16 protein-coding genes and 1 pseudogene are annotated in these 20551 nt (G+C 75.3%); 3 read left to right on the forward strand and 14 right to left on the reverse strand.

Going from position 1 to position 20551, the window contains the following annotated elements:
* The 3 genes from AB0F68_RS25465 to gltB form a co-directional block, all read right to left on the reverse strand.
* A partial coding sequence (locus AB0F68_RS25465; RefSeq protein WP_357342636.1) for an MFS transporter occupies positions 1 to 1325 on the reverse strand: 1325 nt, incomplete at its 3' end.
* A 212-nt stretch (positions 1326 to 1537) separates the two neighbouring features.
* Complete coding sequence (locus AB0F68_RS25470) at positions 1538 to 3046, reverse strand: glutamate synthase subunit beta (RefSeq protein ID WP_357342638.1); 1509 nt, start codon at positions 3044 to 3046, stop codon at positions 1538 to 1540.
* Positions 3039 to 7706 carry a glutamate synthase large subunit gene (gene gltB / locus AB0F68_RS25475; protein WP_357342640.1) on the reverse strand — a complete coding sequence of 1556 codons (4668 nt, stop codon included), beginning with the start codon at positions 7704 to 7706 and terminating at the stop codon, positions 3039 to 3041. Before gltB ends, AB0F68_RS25470 begins: the two co-directional genes overlap by 8 nt.
* Before the next feature lie 146 nt (positions 7707 to 7852).
* Here gltB and AB0F68_RS25480 point away from each other — a divergent pair, with 146 nt between their 5' ends.
* Complete coding sequence (locus AB0F68_RS25480) at positions 7853 to 8698, forward strand: GNAT family N-acetyltransferase (RefSeq protein WP_357342642.1); 846 nt, start codon at positions 7853 to 7855, stop codon at positions 8696 to 8698.
* A gap of 49 nt (positions 8699 to 8747) precedes the next feature.
* Here the strand turns inward: AB0F68_RS25480 and AB0F68_RS25485 are convergent, their stop codons facing one another.
* Together AB0F68_RS25485 and lgt are read right to left on the reverse strand one after the other, a co-directional pair.
* Complete coding sequence (locus AB0F68_RS25485; protein ID WP_357342643.1) at positions 8748 to 9935, reverse strand: NAD(P)/FAD-dependent oxidoreductase; 1188 nt, start codon at positions 9933 to 9935, stop codon at positions 8748 to 8750.
* Positions 9936 to 9946: 11 nt separating this feature from the next.
* Positions 9947 to 11164 carry a prolipoprotein diacylglyceryl transferase gene (gene lgt / locus AB0F68_RS25490; protein ID WP_357342645.1) on the reverse strand — a complete coding sequence of 406 codons (1218 nt, stop codon included), beginning with the start codon at positions 11162 to 11164 and terminating at the stop codon, positions 9947 to 9949.
* Positions 11165 to 11267: 103 nt separating this feature from the next.
* On the opposite strand from lgt, the gene AB0F68_RS25495 reads away from it, so the two are divergent.
* Complete coding sequence (locus AB0F68_RS25495) at positions 11268 to 11771, forward strand: NUDIX domain-containing protein (protein ID WP_357342647.1); 504 nt, start codon at positions 11268 to 11270, stop codon at positions 11769 to 11771.
* 2 nt (positions 11772 to 11773) lie between these two features.
* Here AB0F68_RS25495 and trpA read toward each other — a convergent pair whose 3' ends face one another.
* Genes trpA through trpC form a run of 3 tightly spaced genes read right to left on the reverse strand, consistent with a single transcriptional unit; the run spans position 11774 to position 14658 of the window.
* Positions 11774 to 12577 carry a tryptophan synthase subunit alpha gene (gene trpA, locus AB0F68_RS25500; RefSeq protein WP_357342649.1) on the reverse strand — a complete coding sequence of 268 codons (804 nt, stop codon included), beginning with the start codon at positions 12575 to 12577 and terminating at the stop codon, positions 11774 to 11776.
* A 4-nt stretch (positions 12578 to 12581) separates the two neighbouring features.
* Complete coding sequence (gene trpB / locus AB0F68_RS25505; protein ID WP_357342651.1) at positions 12582 to 13814, reverse strand: tryptophan synthase subunit beta; 1233 nt, start codon at positions 13812 to 13814, stop codon at positions 12582 to 12584.
* Positions 13815 to 13854: 40 nt separating this feature from the next.
* The gene (gene trpC, locus AB0F68_RS25510; RefSeq protein WP_210406325.1) at positions 13855 to 14658 is read right to left on the reverse strand and encodes an indole-3-glycerol phosphate synthase TrpC; all 804 of its coding nucleotides are present in this window, start codon (positions 14656 to 14658) and stop codon (positions 13855 to 13857) included.
* Between the two features lie 489 nt (positions 14659 to 15147).
* Between trpC and AB0F68_RS25515 the strand changes: the two genes are divergently transcribed.
* Entirely contained in the window at positions 15148 to 15423 is a 276-nt protein-coding gene (locus tag AB0F68_RS25515) for a hypothetical protein (RefSeq protein WP_357342653.1), read from the forward strand.
* Between the two features lie 37 nt (positions 15424 to 15460).
* Here AB0F68_RS25515 and AB0F68_RS25520 read toward each other — a convergent pair whose 3' ends face one another.
* From AB0F68_RS25520 to AB0F68_RS25545, 6 genes and pseudogenes are all read right to left on the reverse strand, one after another.
* Positions 15461 to 16024: a Trp biosynthesis-associated membrane protein gene (locus AB0F68_RS25520; RefSeq protein ID WP_357342655.1), complete on the reverse strand. Its 564-nt coding sequence runs from the start codon at positions 16022 to 16024 to the stop codon at positions 15461 to 15463.
* Positions 16021 to 17574, reverse strand: a complete 1554-nt coding sequence (locus AB0F68_RS25525) for an anthranilate synthase component I (RefSeq protein WP_357342657.1) — start codon at positions 17572 to 17574, stop codon at positions 16021 to 16023. Before AB0F68_RS25525 ends, AB0F68_RS25520 begins: the two co-directional genes overlap by 4 nt.
* Complete coding sequence (gene hisI / locus AB0F68_RS25530; RefSeq protein ID WP_357342782.1) at positions 17571 to 18005, reverse strand: phosphoribosyl-AMP cyclohydrolase; 435 nt, start codon at positions 18003 to 18005, stop codon at positions 17571 to 17573. Before hisI ends, AB0F68_RS25525 begins: the two co-directional genes overlap by 4 nt.
* Before the next feature lie 180 nt (positions 18006 to 18185).
* Positions 18186 to 18860: pseudogene (locus AB0F68_RS25535) on the reverse strand (phosphoribosyl-AMP cyclohydrolase); the annotation flags it as partial.
* A 213-nt stretch (positions 18861 to 19073) separates the two neighbouring features.
* On the reverse strand, positions 19074 to 20078 hold the full coding sequence (locus AB0F68_RS25540; protein WP_357342659.1) for an aldo/keto reductase: 1005 nt from the start codon (positions 20076 to 20078) through the stop codon (positions 19074 to 19076).
* Positions 20075 to 20464: a MerR family transcriptional regulator gene (locus AB0F68_RS25545; RefSeq protein ID WP_262282487.1), complete on the reverse strand. Its 390-nt coding sequence runs from the start codon at positions 20462 to 20464 to the stop codon at positions 20075 to 20077. The genes AB0F68_RS25540 and AB0F68_RS25545 overlap by 4 nt, the downstream gene beginning before the upstream one ends.
* Positions 20465 to 20551: the final 87 nt, after the last annotated feature.

Here is a 20551-nt window from a genome sequence, read left to right on the forward strand (position 1 = left end):
CCCAGCCCCGCGCCGGCCGGGCGGACGACCCGGGCGGCGGTGGCGGCGGCCCGGCGGACCGGGCGGGCGGCGGGCGCGGCCAGCACCAGGGTGAGCCGGTGACGCAGCCGGCGCTCGCGCAGCCGGTCCAGGGTCACCCCGGCCGCCGCGGTGGCCACGGCGGTGACCGTGCCGGCCAGCACCAGGGTCTGCCGGGGGCCGGCGTGCTCGGCGAACCAGCCGAGCAGCGGGGCGCCCACGGCCGCGGAGACCGAGCCGGTGACCGCCAGGGCGGCCAGCACCCGCCCGCGCATGGCGTAGTCGGTGTCGAGCTGGGCCCGGGCGCCGACCGTGGTGTCGATGACCACCGCCGCGGCCGCCACCGGCAGGATCACCGCGGCGAAGCTCAGCGTGCCCGGGGCCAGCCCGGCGACGATCTGCAGCCCGCTGGCCAGCAGGCCCGCTCCGACCAGCACCGCGTAGCCGAGGTCCGCGCGGCGGGCCGCGAACAGGGCGCCGAGCACCGTGCCGACGGCGAAGACGGTGGAGAGAAAGCCGTAGCCGGACGCGCCGCCGTGCAGCGGCCCGTCGCTCATCGCGGCCATGGTGACCTGGTAGTTGCGGCCCAGGCTGCCGAGCACGAAGGAGAGCGCCAGGGCCACCAGCACCACCGGCTGGCGTCGCAGGTAGCGGAAGCCGGCCCGGATGCCGCCGTCGCCCGGCGCCGCGTCGGCCGGCGCGGCCACGCCGCCGTCCCGCTCCCCCTCGCGTACGGCGAACAGCGCCACGACGACCGCGACGAAGCTGACGGCGTTCGCGGCGAAGAGCAGCGCCGGGCCGACGACGGCGACCACGACGGCGCCGAGGCTCATGCCGAGGATCCGCCCGGCGGAGTTGGTGAGCGAGCCGAGCGCGAGGGCGTTGCCGAGCGTCTCCCGGTCCACCAGCGTGGACGCCCAGCGGCCCATCACCGGCCCCTCGATGGCCGAGACGGCCCCGGTGCCCAGCGAGATCGCGTAGATCGCCGGGAGGCCGCCGGCACCGGTGACGGCGACCACGGCCAGCCCGGCGGCGAGCAGCGCGTGCGCGGCCTGGGCGGCGATCAGCAGCGGCTTGGCGGGTACGCGGTCGGCCAGCGCGCCACCCCAGACGCTCAGCACCAGGGTGGGCAGCGCCTGGAGCAGGACGGTGAACCCCATCGAGGTGGCCGACCCGGTTTCGGCCAGCACGTACCAGTTGACGCCGAGGACCTGCATCCAGGTCCCGATGACCGACACGAACCCGGCCGCGGCCCAGATCCGGTAGTTGCGGTGGCGCAGCGCGGCGAACGTGGCGCCGAGGGCCATGAGTGTTTCCCCGTCCAGACGGTGGCACGACGAAGCCGGACCCCACACGGGTCCGGCCAGCGGCCAAGTCTGGCGGCCGGTAAACCTCCCGACGACAGTTGGTGAGAGGGTTCACCCGGGAGGCTGGGCGTCCGGGGCGGGCCGGGCACGAACCGGACAGCGACGGCCGACACCCCGGTCCGCCGGGGACCGGGGTGTCGGTGAGCGTCGGGTCAGCGGGCTGCCAGGGGCTGCCGGGCCGGGTCGACCGGCGCGGGCAGCGTCCCGACCCCGCCCAGGTGGGCGTGGATGGCCGCGGCGGCGGCCCGGCCCTCGGCGATCGCCCAGACGATCAGCGAGGCGCCCCGGTGCATGTCCCCGGCGACGAACACCCCGTCGGCGTCGGTCTGCCAGTCGGGGCGGGCGTCGACCGCGGCCCGGCCGTTGCGGGTCACCCCGAACTGGGTCAGCAGCGGCTGCTCCTCGGTGCCCTCGAAGCCGATGGCGAGCAGCACCAGGTCGGCCGGGATCTCCCGCTCCGAGCCGGGCAGGGCGGTGACGATCCGGCGGCCGTCCACCTTCTCGACCGTCACCTCGGCGATCCGGACCGCCCGGACCTGGCCGGTGCCGTCGTCGACGAACTCCTGCACCGCCACCGCGAAGACCCGCTCGCCGCCCTCCTCGTGCGCCGGGTAGCTGCGCAGCACCCACGGCCAGGTGGGCCACGGGTCGCGGGCCGCGTCCCGGTCGGCCGGGGGCTCCGGGTAGAGGTCGAGCTGGTGCACGCCGGCCGCACCCTGGCGGTGGGCCACGCCGAGGCAGTCGGCGGCGGTGTCGCCGCCGCCGATGATCACCACGTGCTTGCCGGCCGCGTCGATCGGGCTGCCGTCCGGGAGGGTGGCCAGGGCGGGTTGACCCGCACCGGCCGCCGCGACCACCCGGTTGGCGGCCACCAGGTGCGCCATGGCCTGGTGTACGCCGCGCAGCGCCCGCCCGGGTGTCTCCGGGGTGTCGCGGCCCTGGAGCGCGCCGCAGGCGAGCAGCACCGCGTCGTGCTCGGCGCGCAACTGCTCGGCGGTGACGTCGACGCCGACGTCCACCCCGGTGCGGAAGCGCACGCCCTCGGCGGCGAGCTGGGCCAGCCGCCGGTCGATGTGCCGCTTCTCCAGCTTGAAGTCGGGGATGCCGTAGCGGAGCAGGCCGCCGAGCGCGTCGTCCCGCTCGTACACGGTGACGGCGTGGCCGGCCCGGGCGAGCTGCTGTGCGGCGGCGAGCCCGGCGGGGCCGGAGCCGACCACGGCGACGGACCGCCCGGTCGGGGCCGGCGCCGGCTGCGGGCGCAGCCCGCCCCGGGCCACCGCGGCGTCGGCGATCTCCACCTCGACCTGCTTGATGGTGACCGGCTGCTGGCCGCCCAGGCCCAGCACGCAGGCCGCCTCGCAGGGCGCCGGGCAGAGCCGGCCGGTGAACTCGGGGAAGTTGTTGGTGGCGTGCAGCGACTCCACCGCGGCGTCCCAGCCGCCGGTGCGGACCAGGTCGTTCCAGTCCGGGATCCGGTTGCCGAGCGGGCAGCCGTCGTGGCAGAACGGGATGCCGCAGTCCATGCAGCGGGTTGCCTGCTCGCGGATCAGCTCCTCGCCGGCCGGCGGGTAGACCTCCCGCCAGTCCATGATCCGCACCGGCACCGGGCGGCGGGCCGGCAGCCGCCGCTCGTAGCGCAGGAAACCGTTCGGGTCAGGCACGAGCCACCTCCTGGGCGACCGCCCGCGGGGCGGGCGGCAGCGGCGCGGCCGGCGGCGCCGAGAGGGCGCTCATCACCGCGTCGTCGACGTCACGGCCGGCGGCTTCGGCGGCCCGCATGATCTCCAGCACCCGGCGGTAGTCCCGGGGCACCACGGCGGTGAACTCCTCCACCGCCTCCGGCCAGCGCTTGAGCAGCTCCTCGGCGACCGCCGAGTCGGTCTCGGCGAAGTGCCGCTGGACCAGCTCGTGCAGCCGGTCGCGCTCCTCCTCGCGCAGCGGCGACAGGTCGACCAGCTCGGCGTTGACCAGGCGCCGGTCCAGCCGGTGCACGAAGGCGGTGCCGCCGGACATGCCGGCGGCGAAGTTGCGCCCGGTCGGCCCGAGCACCACCACGGTGCCGCCGGTCATGTACTCGCAGCCGTGGTCGCCGACGCCCTCGACGACGGCCACCGCGCCGGAGTTGCGCACCGCGAACCGCTCGCCGACCCGGCCGCGCAGGAAGACCTCGCCGCCGGTGGCGCCGTACAGGATGGTGTTGCCGGCGATGATCTGGTCCTCGGCGCGCCGGCCGGGGTCGGCGTCCGCGCCGGCGAACGGCGCGGCGGAATCCGGGCGGATGACGAGCCGCCCGCCGGAGAGGCCCTTGCCGACGTAGTCGTTGGCGTCGCCGTGCAGGCGCAGGGTGACCCCGCGCGGCAGGAACGCGCCGAACGACTGGCCGGCGGTGCCGTGCAGCAGGAACTCGACGGTGTCGTCGGGCAGCCCGGCGCCGCCGAAGCGGCGGGTCACCTCGCCGCCGAGCATCGCGCCCACGCTGCGGTGCTCGTTGCGCACGGCCACCTCGACCCGGACCGGGGTGCCGTCGCGCAGCGCCGGCTCGGCCAGGGCGATGAGCTGGTTGTCCAGCGCCAGCTCCAGGCCGTGGTCCTGGGCCCGGACGCCACGCCGGGCGGCGCCCTCGGGCAGCTCGGGCAGGTGCAGCACCCGGCTGAGGTCGAGCCCGTGGCCCTTCCAGTGGTCGATCGCACCGGCGACGTCGAGCAGCTCGGTGCGGCCGATCGCCTCCTCGATGCTGCGGAAGCCCAGCTCGGCCAGGTAGCCGCGGACCTCCTCGGCGAGGAAGAGGAAGAAGTTCTCCACGAACTCGGGCCGGCCGGTGAAGCGCTCGCGCAGCACCGGGTTCTGGGTGGCGATGCCGACCGGGCAGGTGTCGAGGTGGCAGACGCGCATCATCACGCAGCCCTCGACGATCAGCGGGGCGGTGGCGAAGCCGAACTCCTCGGCGCCGAGCAGCGCGGCGACCAGCACGTCCCGGCCGGTCTTGAGCTGCCCGTCGACCTGCACGGTGACCCGGTCGCGGAGCCGGTTGAGCAGCAGCGTCTGCTGCGCCTCGGCCAGGCCCAGCTCCCAGGGGGTGCCGGCGTGCTTGAGCGAGTTGAGCGGCGAGGCGCCGGTGCCGCCGTCGTGGCCGGAGATCAGGATGACGTCGGCCTTCAGCTTGGCCACGCCGGCCGCCACGGTGCCGACCCCGACCTCGCTGACCAGCTTGACGTGCACCCGGGCGGCCGGGTTGACGCACTTCAGGTCGTGGACGAGCTGGGCCAGGTCCTCGATGGAGTAGATGTCGTGGTGCGGCGGCGGGGAGATCAGGCCGACGCCCGGGGTGGCGTGCCGGGTCCGGGCGATCCACGGCCAGACCTTGTTGCCGGGCAGCTGGCCGCCCTCGCCGGGCTTCGCGCCCTGGGCCATCTTGATCTGGAGGTCGTCGGCGTTGACCAGGTATTCGCTGGTGACGCCGAACCGGCCGCTGGCGATCTGCTTGACCGCCGAGCGGCGCTGCGGGTCGTGCAGCCGGTCGACGTCCTCGCCGCCCTCGCCGGTGTTCGACTTGCCGCCGAGGCGGTTCATCGCGATGGCCAGGGTCTCGTGCGCCTCCGCCGAGATCGACCCGTACGACATGGCGCCGGTGGCGAACCGCTTGACGATCTCGCTGGCCGGCTCCACCTCGTCCAGCGGCACCGGCGGGCGCACCCCACTGCGCAGGGTGAACAGCCCGCGCAGCGAGCCGGCCCGCGCGGCCAGCTCGTCGACCTTGGCGGTGTACTGCCGGAAGACGTCGTACTGACGGCTGCGGGTGGCGTGCTGGAGCAGGAAGACCGTCTCCGGGTTGAACAGGTGCAGCTCGCCCTCGCGGCGCCACTGGTACTCGCCGCCGACCTCCAGCCGGTCGGTCGCCCGCCCGCCCGGGGCCGGCCAGGCCAGGGTGTGCCGGGCGGCGACCTCGGCGTGGATCTCGGCCAGCCCGATGCCGCTGATCGTGCTCGGCGTGCCCCGGAAGTAGCGCTGGACCAGCCGGGTGTCCAGGCCGACCGCCTCGAAGACCTGCGCGCCGCAGTACGACGAGACCGTCGAGATGCCCATCTTCGACATGATCTTCAGGACGCCCTTGCCGAGCGCCTTGACGTAGTTGCGGATCGCCTTGCCCGGCTCCATGCCGGCCAGCGCGCCCGTGGAGATCATGTCCTCGACCGACTCGAAGGCCAGGTACGGGTTGACCGCCGCCGCGCCGTAGCCGATCAGCACGGCCGCGTGGTGCACCTCGCGGCAGTCGCCGGACTCGACGATCAGCGCCACCTGGGTCCGGGTCTGCTCCCGCACCAGGTGCTGGTGGACCGCGGCGGTGAGCAGCAGCGACGGGATCGGGGCCAGGTCGGCGTTGGAGTCCCGGTCGGAGAGCACCAGGATGCGCACGCCGTCCTCGATCGCCTCGGAGACGTGCCGGCAGATCTCGGTGAGCCGGGCCTTGATGCCGGGCCCGCCGTCCCGGACCCGGTACAGCCCGGAGACGCGGACCGCCTTGAAGCCGGGCAGGTCGCCGTCCTCGTCGATGGAGAGGATCTTGGCCAGCTCGTCGTTGTCGATCACCGGGTACGGCAGCACGATCTGCCGGCAGCTCGCCGGGCCCGGGTCGAGCAGGTTGCCCTCCGGCCCGATGGTGGACGCCAGGCTGGTCACCAGCTCCTCCCGGATGGCGTCCAGCGGCGGGTTGGTGACCTGGGCGAAGAGCTGGTGGAAGTAGTCGTAGAGCAGCCGCGGCCGGGTGGAGAGCGGGGAGATCGGCGTGTCCGTGCCCATCGAGCCGATCGGCTCCGCGCCGCTGCGGGCCATCGGGGCGAGCAGGATCTTCAGCTCCTCCTCGGTGTAGCCGAAGGTCTGCTGCCGGCGGCGTACCGAGTCGTGGGTGTAGACGATGTGCTCGCGCGGGGGCAGCTCGTCCAGCTCGATGAGGCCGGCGTGCAGCCACTCCTCGTACGGACGGGCGGCGGCCAGCTCGGTCTTGATCTCGTCGTCGGAGACGATCCGCCCGTTCACCGTGTCGACCAGGAACATCTTGCCGGGTTGGAGCCGGCCCTTGGCGACCACGGTGGCCGGGTCGAGGTCGAGCACGCCCGCCTCGCTGCCCAGCACCACCAGGCCGTCGGCGGTCCGCCACCAGCGGCCCGGGCGCAGCCCGTTGCGGTCCAGCACCGCGCCGACGATCTCGCCGTCGGTGAACGCGACCGAGGCGGGGCCGTCCCACGGCTCCATGAGGCTGGCGTGGAAGCGGTAGAAGGCGCGCTTGTCGGCGCGCATCTCCGGGTCGTTCTCCCAGGCCTCCGGGATCATCATGAGCACCGCGTGCGGCAGGCTCCGGCCGGCCAGGTGCAGCAGCTCGAGGACCTCGTCGAAGTTGGCCGAGTCGGACGCGGCCGGGGTGCAGACCGGGAAGACCCGGCGGATGTTGCCGGGCAGCCGCGCGCTGCGCAGCAGCGCCTCCCGGGCCTGCATCCAGTTCCGGTTGCCGCGGATCGTGTTGATCTCGCCGTTGTGCGCGATGAACCGGTAGGGGTGGGCGAGCGGCCAGGACGGGAAGGTGTTGGTGGAGAACCGCGAGTGCACCAGGGCGATCGCGCTGACCACCCGCTCGTCGGTCAGCTCCGGGTAGAACGCCGGGAGCTGGTCCGGGGTGAGCATGCCCTTCCAGACCATCGTCCGGCCGGAGAGCGACGGGAAGTAGGCCGCCACGCCCCGCTCGGCGGTCTCCCGCTCGACCTGCTTGCGCAGGCAGAACGCCACCCGGTCGAGGTCGAGCCCGGTCAGCGGGGAGCCGGCCGGCCCGGCGGGCGCGTCGGTGAGCCGGTGCGCGGCCAGGAAGAGCTGCCGGACCCGGGGCATCGCCGCGAGGGCGGTCTCGCCGAGGCCGGACGGGTCGGTGGGCACGTCCCGCCAACCGAGGATGTCGGCCCCCTCGACCAGGGCGTACTTCTCCACCACCTGGCGCGCCCGGGCCTCGGCCACGTCGTCGTCGGGCAGGAAGACCAGGCCGGTGGCGTACTGGCCGGCGGGCGGCAACGGGAAGTCGACCACCGCGCGGAGGAACGCGTCCGGCACCTGGATCATGATCCCGGCGCCGTCACCGGTGTTGTGCTCCGCGCCCCGGGCACCCCGGTGGTCCAGCCGGCAGAGAGCCCCGAGGCCGTTCGCGACGACCTCGTGCGAGCGGCGCCCGTACAGGTCGGCCACGAAGGCCACACCGCAGGCGTCGTGCTCGTGCGCGGGGTCGTAGAGCCCCGTCGTCCGCGGGGCCGGCTGGGGGCTGTGAGGGTACGGAAAGGCCACCGGGCCTCCTGTCGTCACTCAGGTTGGAACATGGTGGGGACGACGTCGGCCCTCGGGGGTTTTATTGAGTCTACGTTAGGGCGTCCGGCGCAAGGCCAGTTCAGATTGATCACACTTCCAGAATCTGGGACATGTAGTCTCGCGCGGTGGATGTCGTACGCGCTGACGTGCTCGACCGGTTGGAGCGTTTCTACGACGCGGTGCCCCGGGACGGGGCCCGGACGGAGGAACACGGCGCCCTCGTGCTGTTCGTCCGGGACGGGGCCGGTTGGCCGTTCTACGCCCGCCCCCGGCTGGACGCCGGCGGGCCGCCCTCGCTGGCCGACGTGACCGCGGTCCGGGCCCGGCAGCGCGAGCTCGGCCTGCCGGAGGCGTTCGAGTGGGTGCACGAGGTCACCCCGGACCTGCTGGCGGTGGCCCGCTCGGCCGGGCTGAGCGTGCTGGAGGCGCCGCTCATGGTGCTGGAGCCGGACCGCCTGCCCGACCCGGCGACGCTCAGCGACGTACCGGTGCGGGTCCTCAACCCCGCCGACCCGAGCTTCGCCGCGGACGTGGCGCTGCGCCGCGCCGTCGCCGCGGTCGGCTTCTCGCACGGCGGCACGGCGCGCGGCCAGGCGGGCCCGGCCGAACGGGACGCCGCGGTCTCCCGGCTGGACGTGGCCGCGCTGGAGGAGGAGGCGCTCCGCATCGCCGACGGCCGGCGCATCTCGGTGCTCGCCGAGACCCCCGCCGAGGGGGCGCTGGCCAGTGGGATGGCCATGCGGGTCGACGACGTCGCGGAGATCGCCGGGGTGGCCACGCTGCCGGCCGCCCGCCGGCGTGGCCTTGGCGCGGCGGTGACCGCCACCCTCGCCCACGGGCTGCGCGCCGCCGGCACCGACCTGATCTTCCTCTCCGCCGGCAGCGAGGAGATCGCCCGGGTCTACCTGCGGGTCGGCTTCCGCCGCGTCGGCACCGCCTGCATCGCCGAGCCCACGGCCGTGCTCGGCTGACTCCCGCCCCGACCCGGGGCGATGCGCTTTCCTGACGGAAGGGCCGGGGTCAGGCCGGCGGGTGCCAGGAGGCGGCGGCTGCCGCGGCCGTGCTGCGCAGCCGGGGGCTGATCGTGCCCAGCGCGGCGTCGCGGGCCCGCAGGGCCAGCCGGCCCCGGGTCTGCAGGACGGCCGACATCCGGCGGGTCTGCCGCACCATGGTGGCGGCGCGCGGCCGGCGCAGCCGGTCGTAGGCGGCCACCGCGTCGGGGAGCCGGGACTCCCGCAGCAGCGCCGCCAGGGTGGCCGCGTCCTCGAAGGCGAGGCAGGCGCCCTGCCCGAGGTGGGGCGGCATGGCGTGTGCGGCGTCGCCGAGCAGCACCACCCCGCCCGGCCCGGCCGGGAAGCCGTACGCCCGGGGCAGCGGGCGCAGCTCGCGGATCTCCTGCTGCACCAGGTCGGCCGGGTCGGTCGCGTCGAGCAGCGTGCCGATCGGTGCGGGCCAGCCCGCGTACCAGCGCTTGAGCAGGGCGAGCTGGGTCTCCGGCGGCTCCGGGCGGGGCGCCCCGGCGGCGGTGGCCACCCAGTAGATGCCGCCCCGGCGGGAGGCCCCCGCGGTGCCCCGGTCGCCGAGCGAGGCGGCCACGAAGCGGTAGCCCGCGCCCAGCGTCTCGCCGTGCACCGGCTGGTCGTCGGGGAGCCGCGGGGCCCGGTACCAGGGGATGACGGCCCGCCAGGCGGCACAGCCGGAGCTGACCACCTTCGTTTCCGGGGCGAGTTGCCGCCGGACCTCGCTGTCGGTGCCGTCGGCCGCAACCACCAGGTCCGCCTCGACGGTGTGCCGGCCGTCGCCGACCGCGGGACGCTCACCGGGCTCCGCCCGCACCGTCCGCACGGTCACCCCGGTGCGCAGCTCCACCTGGTCGCCCAGCCCCGCGATCAGCGCGTCGTGCAGGTCCTCCCGGTGCACCACCACCGGCATCCGCTCGGCCGGGGTGGGGCGGGGTTGCACCAGCCAGTGCCCGTCGGGGCGGCGCACGCCGCCGTCGGGCAGCGGGGTGGCGATCGCGTCCAGCCCGGCGCCGAGGCCGAGGGCGCGCAGCGCGCGTACCCCGTTGGGCCAGAGCACCACGGCGGTCGCCTCCGGACGGACCCGGTCGGCCCGTTCGAGGAGGGTGACCCGCCAGCCGGACCGGGCCAGCGCGCCGGCCACCGCCAACCCGCCGAGGCCGGCGCCGACCACCACCGCGCTCCGCATGACTCCCCCGCTCAGCTGTCCCGGTCGGCGGGGCGGGCGCCGCCGGCGCCGGCCCGGTCCTCGTCCGTCCGGTCCGGGTCGGGCCGCGCCGCGCCGGCCGGCTCGCCCACCGGCTCGCGCTCCGCGGTCTCCGCAGCGGTCGCCGCCTCCGCGGCCGCGCCCTCGTCGGTCCCGTCCCGGTCGGGCTCGTCGGTCGCCGCCGGCTCCTCGGCGGGGACCTCGCCGGTCTCCTGGTACGCGCGGAACTGCTCCTCGCTCACCACCCGGTAGCCCTCCGGCGCGACCGGCCGGGCGCCGGCCTCCCGGGCGGAGAGGTCGACCTGCGACACGTCGCCGCCCGCGGGCGGGACCGGGGCGGCCGGCTCACCGACCGGGATCAGGTATTCGCGCGGCCCGCGCACCCGCAGGAAGTAGACCAGCGCGCCGAGGAAGACCAGCGCCGCGGTCCACACGTTGAGCCGCAGGCCGAGGATGTGGTTGGCCTCGTCGGTGCGCATCAGCTCGATCCAGAACCGGCCCGCCGTGTAGCCCATCACGTAGAGCGCGAAGGCCCGGCCCCGGCCCAGCCGCAGCTTCCGGTCGAGGACCACGACCAGCGCGGCGACGCCGATGTTCCAGAGCGCCTCGTAGAGGAAGGCCGGGTGGTAGAGCCCCGGCTGGAGGACCGGGTTGCCCGCGTCGTCGCGCAGCGCGTGCCCCGGGTTGTCGGGGTCCATGACGTGGACCTCCAGACCCCAGGGCAGGCTGGTGCGCCCGCCGTAGAGCTCGTTGTTGAACCAGTTGCCGAACCGGCCGACCGCCTGGGCCAGCGGCATCCCGGGCGCCAGCGCGTCGGCCACCACACCGAACGGGATGCCGAGCTGCCGGGCGGCGAACCAGGCGCCGACCGCGCCGCCGGCCACCGCGCCCCAGATGCCGAGGCCGCCCTCCCAGATAGCGAACGCCTTGAGGGGCTGGCCGTCGGCGCCGAAGTATTTCTCCGGCGAGGTGATCACGTGGTAGATCCGGGCGCCGACGATGCCGGCGGGCACCGCCCAGACGGCGATGTCGAGCACGGCGCCCGGGGCGACGCCCCGACGGCGCAGCCGGTATTCGGTGACCACGCAGGCCACCACGATGCCGACGATGATGCAGAGCGCGTACGCCCGGATCGGAACCGGTCCGAGCTGCCAGACGGCGGTGCTGGGGCTGGGCAGGGCCGCCAGTGGGGTCATCGGGGCGAGGGTCACGGGTGCACACGGTACCGGTGCGGACCGTGCTCGCGGCACCCCGGTCCGGCCGGGTTCGCGGCTCGGATGACTTCTGGTTTGCGCGGTCGTAGGCTCTTTGTCCATGAGCGCGCTCACCTGGGCGGTCGCCGCGGTCGTCACCGACCCGTCCGGCCGGGTGCTGCTCTGCCGGCAGTCCGGCGGCGGCCGGCGCTGGGCGCTGCCCGGCGGGCGGCTGCGCCGCGACGAGAGCCCGCCCGCCGCCGCGCGCCGGGAGATCCGCGCCGAGACCGGCTGGGAGGTCGAGCTGGTCGACCTGGTCGGCCTCTACCGGCTCGGCGACCCCGCCGCTCCCCCGCCCCGGGCCGGCCACTGCGGCGCCCTGCCGGACGTGCTGGTGCACGTGTTCCGGGCGCGGGTGCTCGGCGACGCGCCGGCCGGCACCGCGGCGGGCGGCTGCCACCTCGACTGGCATCCGCCGGACGCGCTGCCCGAGGCGCTCACCCCGACCACCCGCACGGCCGTCGCCGACGCCCTCGCCGGCCGCTCCGGCGTGCTGCGCGAGCCGGCGCACCACTTGCCGCCCGGACAGCGGGCCGCGGGCGAGGTGGGCACCACCCGGCCGTGAGGTCAGCGGGACGGGTTGCGGACGCCTTCGGCGAGTTCGGCGCTGAGGGTGCGCAGGGCGGTCAGACCGGCGGCCTGGTCGGGGGCGTCGAGCAGGCAGCGGATCAGGGCGCTGCCCACGATCACCGCGTCGGCGTAGCCGGCGACGGTGCCCGCCTGGGCTCCGGTGCCCACGCCCAGCCCGACGCCGACCGGCAGGTCGGTGACCTCGCGCAGCCGGGAGACCAGGACCGGGGCCGCCTCGGAGGTCCGCGCCCGGGCGCCGGTGACGCCCATGATGGCGGTGGCGTAGACGAAGCCGCGGCAGTGCTCGGCGGTCATCTTCAGCCGGGCGTCGGTGGAGGACGGGGAGACCAGGAAGGTCCGGTCCAGGCCGTGCGCCTCGGAGGCGGCCAGCCACTCGCCGGCCTCCTCCGGGATCAGGTCCGGGGTGATCAGGCCGGTGCCGCCGGCGGCGGCCAGGTCGCGGGCGAACGCGTCGACGCCGTACTGCTCGATCGGGTTCCAGTAGGTCATGGTGACCACCGGGGCCCCGGTCGCGGCGACCGCGTCGATGATGCGCAGGGTGTCGCGGGTGCGTACGCCCCCGGCCAGGGCGATGTCGCTGGCCTTCTGGATGACCGGGCCGTCCATCACGGGGTCGGAGTAGGGGATCTCCACCTCGATGACGTCCACGCCGGCCTCGACCATGGCGGTCATCGCGGCGATGCTGCCCTCGACGGTCGGGAAGCCGGCCGGCATGCAGCCCACCAGCACGGCCCGTCCGTCGGCCCGGGCCTTGTCGAAGGCGACCCCGATCCGGCTCACGCTCTCACTCCTTGTCGAGGATGCCGAAGTAGCCACCGGCGGTGTGCACGTCCTTGTCGCCCCGGCCGGAGAGGTTGACCACGATGACCGGCTCCCGGCCCAGCTCGGCGGCGAGCTGCGGGGCGATCTTGCGGGTGCCGGCGAGCGCGTGCGAGCTCTCGATCGCCGGGATGATGCCCTCGGTGCGGCAGAGCAGCTCGAAGGCGGCCATCGCCTCGTCGTCGTCGACGGGCAGGTAGGTGGCCCGGCCGCTGTCGTGCAGCCAGGCGTGCTCCGGCCCGACGCCCGGGTAGTCCAGGCCGGCCGAGATCGAGTGCGACTCGACCGTCTGGCCGTCCTCGTTCTGCAACACGTACGTCCGGGTGCCGTGCAGCACGCCCGCCGAGCCGCCGGTGATGCTGGCCGCGTGTCGGCCGGTCGTCACGCCCTCGCCGCCGGCCTCGAAGCCGTAGAGCCGCACGCCGGTGTCGGGCACGAAGGCGTGGAAGATGCCCAGCGCGTTGGAGCCGCCGCCCACGCAGGCCGCGACGGCGTCCGGCAGCGCGCCGGTGAGGTCGAGGCACTGCTGGCGGGCCTCCACGCCGATGCCGCGGACGAAGTCCCGGACCATCTCGGGGAAGGGGTGCGGGCCGGCGGCGGTGCCGATCAGGTAGTGGGTGCTGTCGACGTTGGCGACCCAGTCCCGCATCGCCTCGTTCATCGCGTCCTTGAGAGTCCGCGAGCCGGTGGTGACCGGGACGACGGTGGCACCGAGCATCCGCATCCGGGCCACGTTGAGCGCCTGCCGCTCGGTGTCCACCTCGCCCATGTAGACCACGCACTCGAGGTCGAACAGGGCAGCGGCGGTGGCGGTGGCCACGCCGTGCTGGCCGGCGCCGGTCTCCGCGATCACCCGCTGCTTGCCCATCCGCCTGGTGAGCAGTGCCTGGCCGAGCACGTTGCGGACCTTGTGCGCCCCGGTGTGGTTGAGGTCCTCCCGCTTGAGCAGGACCCGGGCGCCGAGCTGGGCGGAGAGCCGCCGGGCCTCGTAGAGCAGCGAGGGGGTGCCGGCATAGTCGCGCAGGAGAGCGTCGAACTCGGCGAGGAAGCTCTCGTCGGTCATCGCCTTCCGGTACGCCGCGTCCAGCTCGTCGAGCGCGGCGACCAGGGCCTCGGGGACGAACCGGCCACCGAACCGGCCGAAGTGACCGGCGGCGTCGGGGAGCTGGCCGGCCGGGGCCGCGGCGTCACTGCTCATCGCGGGAGTCCTCTCGAGACGTGTCGGGACCCGGCGCGGGTCAGCGCACCGGGCGGGGCGTGGCCGGGTGGTTGCCGGCGTTGACCAGCTCGGCGACCGCCTCGCGCGGGCTCTTCTGGGTGACCAGGCCCTCGCCCACCAGGACCGCGTCGGCGCCGGCCGAGGCGTAGCGGATCAGGTCGTGCGGGCCGCGCACGCCGGATTCGGCGATCTTGACGACGCTGCTCGGCAGGCCGGGCGCGATCCGCTCGAACACCGAGCGGTCGACCTCCAGGGTACGCAGGTCCCGGGCGTTGACGCCGATCACCTGCGCGCCGGCCTCCATGGCCCGGTCGGCCTCCTCCTCGGTGTGCACCTCGACGAGCGCGCACATGCCCAGGGACTCGATCCGCTCCAGCAGCCCGACCAGGACGTTCTGCTCCAGCGCGGCGACGATCAGCAGCACCAGGTCGGCGCCGTGCGCGCGGGCCTCGTGCACCTGGTAGCTGGAGACCACGAAGTCCTTGCGCAGCACCGGCACGTTCACCGCGGCGCGGACCGCGGCCAGGTCGTCCAGCGACCCGCCGAACCAGCGGCCCTCGGTGAGCACGCTGATCGCCCGGGCGCCGCCGGCCGCGTAGTCGCCGGCCAGGTCGGCCGGGTCGGCGATCTCGGCCAGCCGCCCCTTCGACGGCGACGAGCGCTTTACCTCGGCGATCACGGCCACGCCGGGCCGGCGCAGCGCGGCGTACGCGTCCAGCGGCGGTGGCGCGGCGGCGGCCAGCTCGCGGATCCGCTCGAGCGGAACCTGCTCCTGTCGCCGGGCCACGTCCTCGCGGACGCCGGCCAGGATCTCGTCGAGCACGCTTGCGGACGCCGCCGATCCGGCCTCGTCCCCCTCCGCGTGCGCATGCTCAGCAGTCACCAACGGACTCCCCTCTCCGGGTGTCATGGGCCGATGCTAGGGGGCGCCACCTGGCGACAAGCGCCGGGGGTATGGCGCTCCTCACGAAATGGGCTGTGGCATGATGACCGACTTCGGGTGAACGCGGTGTCACGCAGCGCCACCGCGCCCATCGACCGGCGTCGCCCGGGCGCGTCCCGCGCCTCCGGCCGCCACATCGACCGCCGCCCATGACCCATCTCACCACGGCCGCCCCGTCCGCGCAGGACTGCGACGGCCGTCGATGTTGTGAGCAAGCTCAAGGACGAAGGTCCCTACCCAGGTCGGGCCGGCTGCCACAGAGTTGACCTGTGCGTCACGGGGGCGAAACGTGAGCCCGGCAGCATCGTCCTCGGGCAGACTCGATGCGGCGGCCGTCGACCGCCGCTAACGATCTCGTGCGGAGTGACCATGAGCGCCAACGGTCCGAACCAGACTCTCGGATTCACCACCATCTCCCGGAGCGTCGCCTCGCTCGCCGTCAGCGTGGTGCACACTCTCGAACGCGCCGTGGCCGGCGACGGCCGGATGCGCACGGCCCGGGGCAACGCCTGGGAGGCGGTCTGCGCCGACCGGGCCCGGGCCGCGCAGCGCCGCGAACTGGAACGCCTGGTGGCCGAGCTGGCCGCCGCGCGCGCCGCGGTCCAGGAGCGCCGCGACGCGCGCGACGCCCAGCCGGTGAGCTGACCGGGGCACGTGACGATCGGGACGGGCGCCCGGTCGGTCAGCTGACCGTCGGGTCCTCGCCCCGGTCGAGCGCCTCCCAGGCGTCCCGGGTGCCCCGCTCGACCGCCGGCCGGTTCGCGCCGGCGGGCTCGGCCGGCCGCGCCGCCCGCCGCTCGTAGCGGGCGCCCATCGCCGGCCAGCCGGCACCGCGCAGCAGGGTGAGCAGCGCGCCGGCCACCAGGACCAGTCCGCCCACCAGCACCAGCGCCGGCCACTGCCGGCTCACCCCGGACCCGGTCAGGCCGTAGCCGCCGCCGGCCGCCACGCCCAGCCCGAGCAGGGTCAGCAGGCCGCCCAGCAGCCGCCGGACCCGCCCCCCGGTGGCCAGCACCGCGCCGCCGCCGGCCAGCCCGACCAGGGCCAGGGCCGACACCCAGGGCAGCAGCTCCGCGCCGGTGCGGGCGTGCCGGGCGGGCGGCAGCGAGCCGCGGGCGGTCAGCTCGACCGACCAGGTCCGGGTCACCGCCCAGAACGCGAGGCCCGCGCCGGCCAGGCAGAGCAGCACGGCGTACGTCAGCTCGCGCCGGCCCCGGGCGGCGGGCACGCCGGTCGACGCGCTCATCGGGCGGGCCGCAGCGTCTCGGCGGCGGCGATCGCGGCCAGCACGGCGGCGGCCTTGTTCCGGGTCTCCTGGTCCTCGGCGGCCGGATCGGAGTCGGCCACCACCCCGGCCCCGGCCTGGACGTAGGCCCGGCCGTCGCGGATCAGCGCGGTGCGGATGGCGATCGCCATGTCCAGGTCGCCGCCGAAGCCGAAGTAGCCGACGGTGCCGCCGTAGAGGCCACGACGGACCGGCTCCAGCTCCTCGATGATCTCCATGGCCCGCACCTTGGGGGCGCCGGAGAGGGTGCCGGCGGGGAAGGTCGCGGCGAGCGCGTCGAAGGCGGTGCGGTCCTCCCGCAGCTCGCCGACGACCGTGGAGACGATGTGCATGACGTGGCTGTACCGCTCGATGGTGGCGAACTCCGGCACCTCGACCGTGCCCGGCCGGCACACCCGGCCCAGGTCGTTGCGGCCCAGGTCGACCAGCATGACGTGCTCGGCGCGCTCCTTCGGGTCGGCGAGCAGTTCGGCGGCGAGCCGGGCGTCGGCCTCCGGGGAGCCGCCGCGCGGCCGGGTGCCCGCGATCGGGTGCAGCAGCGCCCGGCGCCGCCCGTCGGCGGCGGTGCTCACCTTGAGGTGCGCCTCCGGCGAGGAGCCGACGATGTCGAAGCCGTCGAAGCGCAGCAGGTACATGTACGGGCTGGGGTTGGTGGTGCGCAGCACCCGGTAGACGTCGAGCGGGTCGGCGTGGGTGGGGCGCTCGAAGCGCTGGCTGAGCACGATCTGGAAGCCCTCGCCGGCCCGGATCGCCTCCTTGGCCGCCTCCACCGCCTTCGGGTAGCTGCCCTCCGGCGTCCGGCTGACCACCTCGCCGACGCCGGGCCGGGCGACCGTCGAGATCATGGGCGGAATCGGTCGGGACAGCGCGGTGGTCATGGCGTCCAGCCGCCCCACCGCGTGGTGATAGGCGGCCGCCACCAGCGACGCCCGGTCGGGCGCGTCGAGCGGAGGCAGCACCGCGTTGGCCACCAGGATCGCCGAGCCGTCGTAGTGGTCGAGCACCACCAGGTCGGTGGCGAGCATCATGCCCAGCTCGGGCACGTCGAGCTCGTCCTCGGTCAGCTCGGGCAGCCGCTCGAAGCGGCGGACCAGGTCGTAGCCGAGGTAGCCGACCATCCCGCCGGTGAGCGGCGGCATGCCGCTGGCCGGGTCCCAGGCCGGGCCGGCCAGCGCGGCGACGGTCTCCCGGAGCGCGGTCACCGGGTCGCCGTCGACCGGCACCCCGGCGGGCGGCTCGCCGGCCCAGACGGCCGCGCCGTCCCGCTCGGTCAGCGTGGCGCTGCTGCGCACCCCGATGAAGGAGTAGCGCGACCAGGCCATCCCCGCCGAGCCGACGCCCTGCTCGGCGGACTCCAGCAGGAACGTGCCGGGGCCGCCGGCGAGCTTGCGGTAGACGCCGACCGGGGTCTCCGCGTCGGCGAGCAGCCGCCGGGTGACCGGCACGACCCGCCAGCGGGCCGCCAGGTCGGCGAAGGTGCCCTGGTCGGGGCTGACCGTGCCGTCGGTCATGAGGTCGCCTCCGTGGAGCCGACCGGCAGCTCGGTGAAGAAGCAGGTGCGGTGCCCGGTGTGGCAGGCCGCACCCACCTGTTCGACGCTGACCAGCAGCGCGTCGCCGTCGCAGTCCAGCGCCACCGAGCGGACGTACTGGTGGTGGCCGGAGGTGGCGCCCTTGACCCAGTACTCCTGCCGGCTGCGCGACCAGTAGGTGGCCCGGCCGGTGGTCAGCGTGCGGTGCAACGCCTCGTCGTCCATCCAGGCGACCATCAGCACCTCGCCCGAGTCGTGCGCGCGGACCACCGCGGCCACCAGGCCGTCGGGGTTGCGGCGCAACCGGGCCGCGATGGCAGGGTCGAGCCGGGAGGGGCGGGCCGGGCCGGGGGCCGCGGCACCGCCGGAACTGGCGGGTGCGCCGGTCACCGGCGCGTCAGAGGCGGGCACGGTTGACCATTCTCCCGCACGGGGCACCGGCACCGCCGACGTGTCCCGGAGGGCGGGCGCGGGACGGACCAGCGCCCGGGTGAGTTGACCGAGGTAGCGGTCCAGCCGGCCGTCCACCAGGGCCTCGGCCAGGTCCGCGCCGCCGACCGCGGCGATCTCCCCGGCGTACGGGCGGACCAGCGGGACGATCCCGGTGACCAGCCGGCCGGCTGCGGCGCCCACCTCGGCGCTGCCGCCGGGGCGCAGCCCGAGGCAGAGCAGCATGTCCTCGCGGTAGCCGGCCGGCGCGACCGGCAGCTCCAGCGCGGCGGCCAGGGCCGCCCGGCGGGACACCACCCGGACCGAGGGGTTGGCCAGGCGCAGCACCGACGGGCAGAGCCGGGCCAGGTCGGCCGCGGCGAGCCGGACGCCCACCGGGTCGCCGGCCCAGCGGGCGCCGGCCACCTTGCCGAGGGTGGCGATCAGCTCCTCCAGACGGGGCTCGTCGGCGGGCTGGCAGAGCACCGGCAGGTCGATCCGGCGCCGCCATTCCGGTGCCGCCCAGAGCAGCCGGGCCGGCGCGCAGACCGGCAGCCCGAACGCCCAGTCGGCCGGCTGGCCCAGCCGGTGCACCCAGGAGCGGACGTCCCGGGCGGCCACGGAGACGTGCACCAGCCGGCCGTCGAACTCGGCCAGGTAGGCCCGGCGGGCCGCGTACGGGGTGGCGGCCCGGGCCGGGCCCGCCGTCCCGGCCGCCGGGGCGGCGGGTCGCCCGCCGGCGCCGGCGGGCCGCTCGTCGTCGGCGGCGACCAGCACGTCGACGTCGACGTCGCTGTGCTCGGTGGCGGCCCGCCGGGCATGGCTGCCACGCAGCATGATCCCCACGACGGGACGGTCGGCGGCCTCCCGGAGGCGGGCGGCCCACTCGTCGAGGAATTCCGGCAACTCCAGCTCGTCGCGTCTGGCGCCGCGCTGCGACCTGGAGCCGCCGCCGGTCTCGGGCAACGGAGCGGGACCCACGGCGTCATGGTGCCGGACGTCCGATCTTGGCGCAATGACCGATGGCGGACCGGGTGTCCGCCGCTGGGGCTAGTGCCCGACGGTTCGCATTCCTGCCGGGGTGTACCTTTCCCCGGCGACCGCCCCGGCGGGCACCGCCCCGCACAGCCGGTCCTGCTGCTCCGGCGTGAGCCGCAGGTCGGCCGCGGCGGCGTTCTCCTCCAGGTAGCGGACCCGCTTGGTGCCGGGGATCGGCAGGACGTCCTCGCCCTGGGCGAGCAGCCAGGCCAGCGCCGCCTGGGCCGGGGTGCAGCCCAGCTCGCCGGCGACCGCGCGGACCGCCTCGGCCAGCTTCAGGTTGGCGTCGAGGTTGCCGTCGGCGAACCGGGGCACGGTGCGCCGCCAGTCGTCCTCGGCGAGCTGCTCCCGGCTCGTGATCGTCCCGGTGAGCAGCCCCCGCCCGACCGGCGAGTACGCCACCAGGGAGACGCCCAGCTCCCGGCAGGTGGCCAGCATCTCCCCCTCGACGTCCCGGGTGAACAGGGAGTACTCCATCTGGACCGCCGAGACCGGGTGCACCGCGTGGGCCGCCCGCAGGGTCGCCGGGCTGACCTCCGACAGGCCGATCAGCCGTACCTTGCCGGCCTGGACGAGCTCGGCCAGCGCGCCGACGGTCTCCTCGATCGGGGTCCGGGGGTCGCGCCGGTGCAGGTAGTACAGGTCGATGGTGTCGATGCCGAGCCGGGCCAGCGAAGCGTCGCAGGCCTGCTTCGCCCAGGCGGCGCTGCTGTCCACGAAGGCGCCCGGGCTGCCGGTGCCGCCGAAGCTGTCGCCGCTGGTGCGGTTGCCGAACTTGGTGGCCAGGAAGACCTCGTCCCGGCGTGCCCGCACCACCGGGCCGAGCAGCCGCTCGTTCGCCCCGAAGCCGTACATGTCGGCGGTGTCGAGGTGGTTGACGCCGAGGTCGAGGGCCCGATGCAGGGTGCGGGTCGACTCGGCGTCGTCGGCGCCGCCGTAGGCGAAGCTCATGCCCATGCAGCCCAGGCCGATCGCCGAGACCTCCGGGCCGGTCGCGCCCACTCGTCGCTTGATCATGCCAGCTCCTCCTCCGCTCGGCGGTACGCGTCGATCTTGTAGTCGAGGACCTTGAGGTCCTCCTCCAGCTCGGCCATCCGGGCCAGCACCCGGCTCCGGTGCGCCTCGAACAGGGCCCGCCGGGCGCCGAGCGTGCGGTCGCCCTGCCGGGCGAGTTCGGCGTAGCGCCGCATGTCCCGTACCGGCATGCCGGTACGGCGCAGCCGGGTGAGCAGGAACAGCCAGTTGACGTCGGACTCGGTGTAGCGCCGCCGGCCGGCGGAGTCGCGGCCGACTGGGGCGACCAGGCCCTCCTGCTCGTACCAGCGCAGCGTGTAGGTGGTCAGGCCGACCCGTTCCGCCGCCTCACCGACGGTGAGGCTCATCTCCCGCGTGCTGATGTCCACGCACCCAGGCTTCCAGTTCGAGGGCACTCGAAGTCAACCTTGTGCGAAGGCCGGTAACTCATCTAGCGTTGAGTTCAACACTTGATG

The sequence above is a fragment of the Micromonospora sp. NPDC023966 genome (assembly GCF_040639095.1).
In the GTDB taxonomy this organism is placed as follows: domain Bacteria; phylum Actinomycetota; class Actinomycetes; order Mycobacteriales; family Micromonosporaceae; genus Micromonospora.

What these genes read in the sequence shown, in the direction of transcription:
- AB0F68_RS25485 (WP_357342643.1), bottom strand. Translation starts at nt 9,935, where the DNA reads ATGCGGAGCGCGGTGGTGGTCGGCGCCGGCCTCGGCGGGTTGGCGGTG.
- AB0F68_RS25520 (WP_357342655.1), bottom strand. Translation starts at nt 16,024, where the DNA reads ATGAGCGCGTCGACCGGCGTGCCCGCCGCCCGGGGCCGGCGCGAGCTG.
- AB0F68_RS25540 (WP_357342659.1), bottom strand. Translation starts at nt 20,078, where the DNA reads ATGATCAAGCGACGAGTGGGCGCGACCGGCCCGGAGGTCTCGGCGATC.
- AB0F68_RS25515 (WP_357342653.1), top strand. Translation starts at nt 15,148, where the DNA reads ATGAGCGCCAACGGTCCGAACCAGACTCTCGGATTCACCACCATCTCC.
- AB0F68_RS25525 (WP_357342657.1), bottom strand. Translation starts at nt 17,574, where the DNA reads ATGACCGACGGCACGGTCAGCCCCGACCAGGGCACCTTCGCCGACCTG.
- AB0F68_RS25495 (WP_357342647.1), top strand. Translation starts at nt 11,268, where the DNA reads ATGAGCGCGCTCACCTGGGCGGTCGCCGCGGTCGTCACCGACCCGTCC.
- trpB (WP_357342651.1), bottom strand. Translation starts at nt 13,814, where the DNA reads ATGAGCAGTGACGCCGCGGCCCCGGCCGGCCAGCTCCCCGACGCCGCC.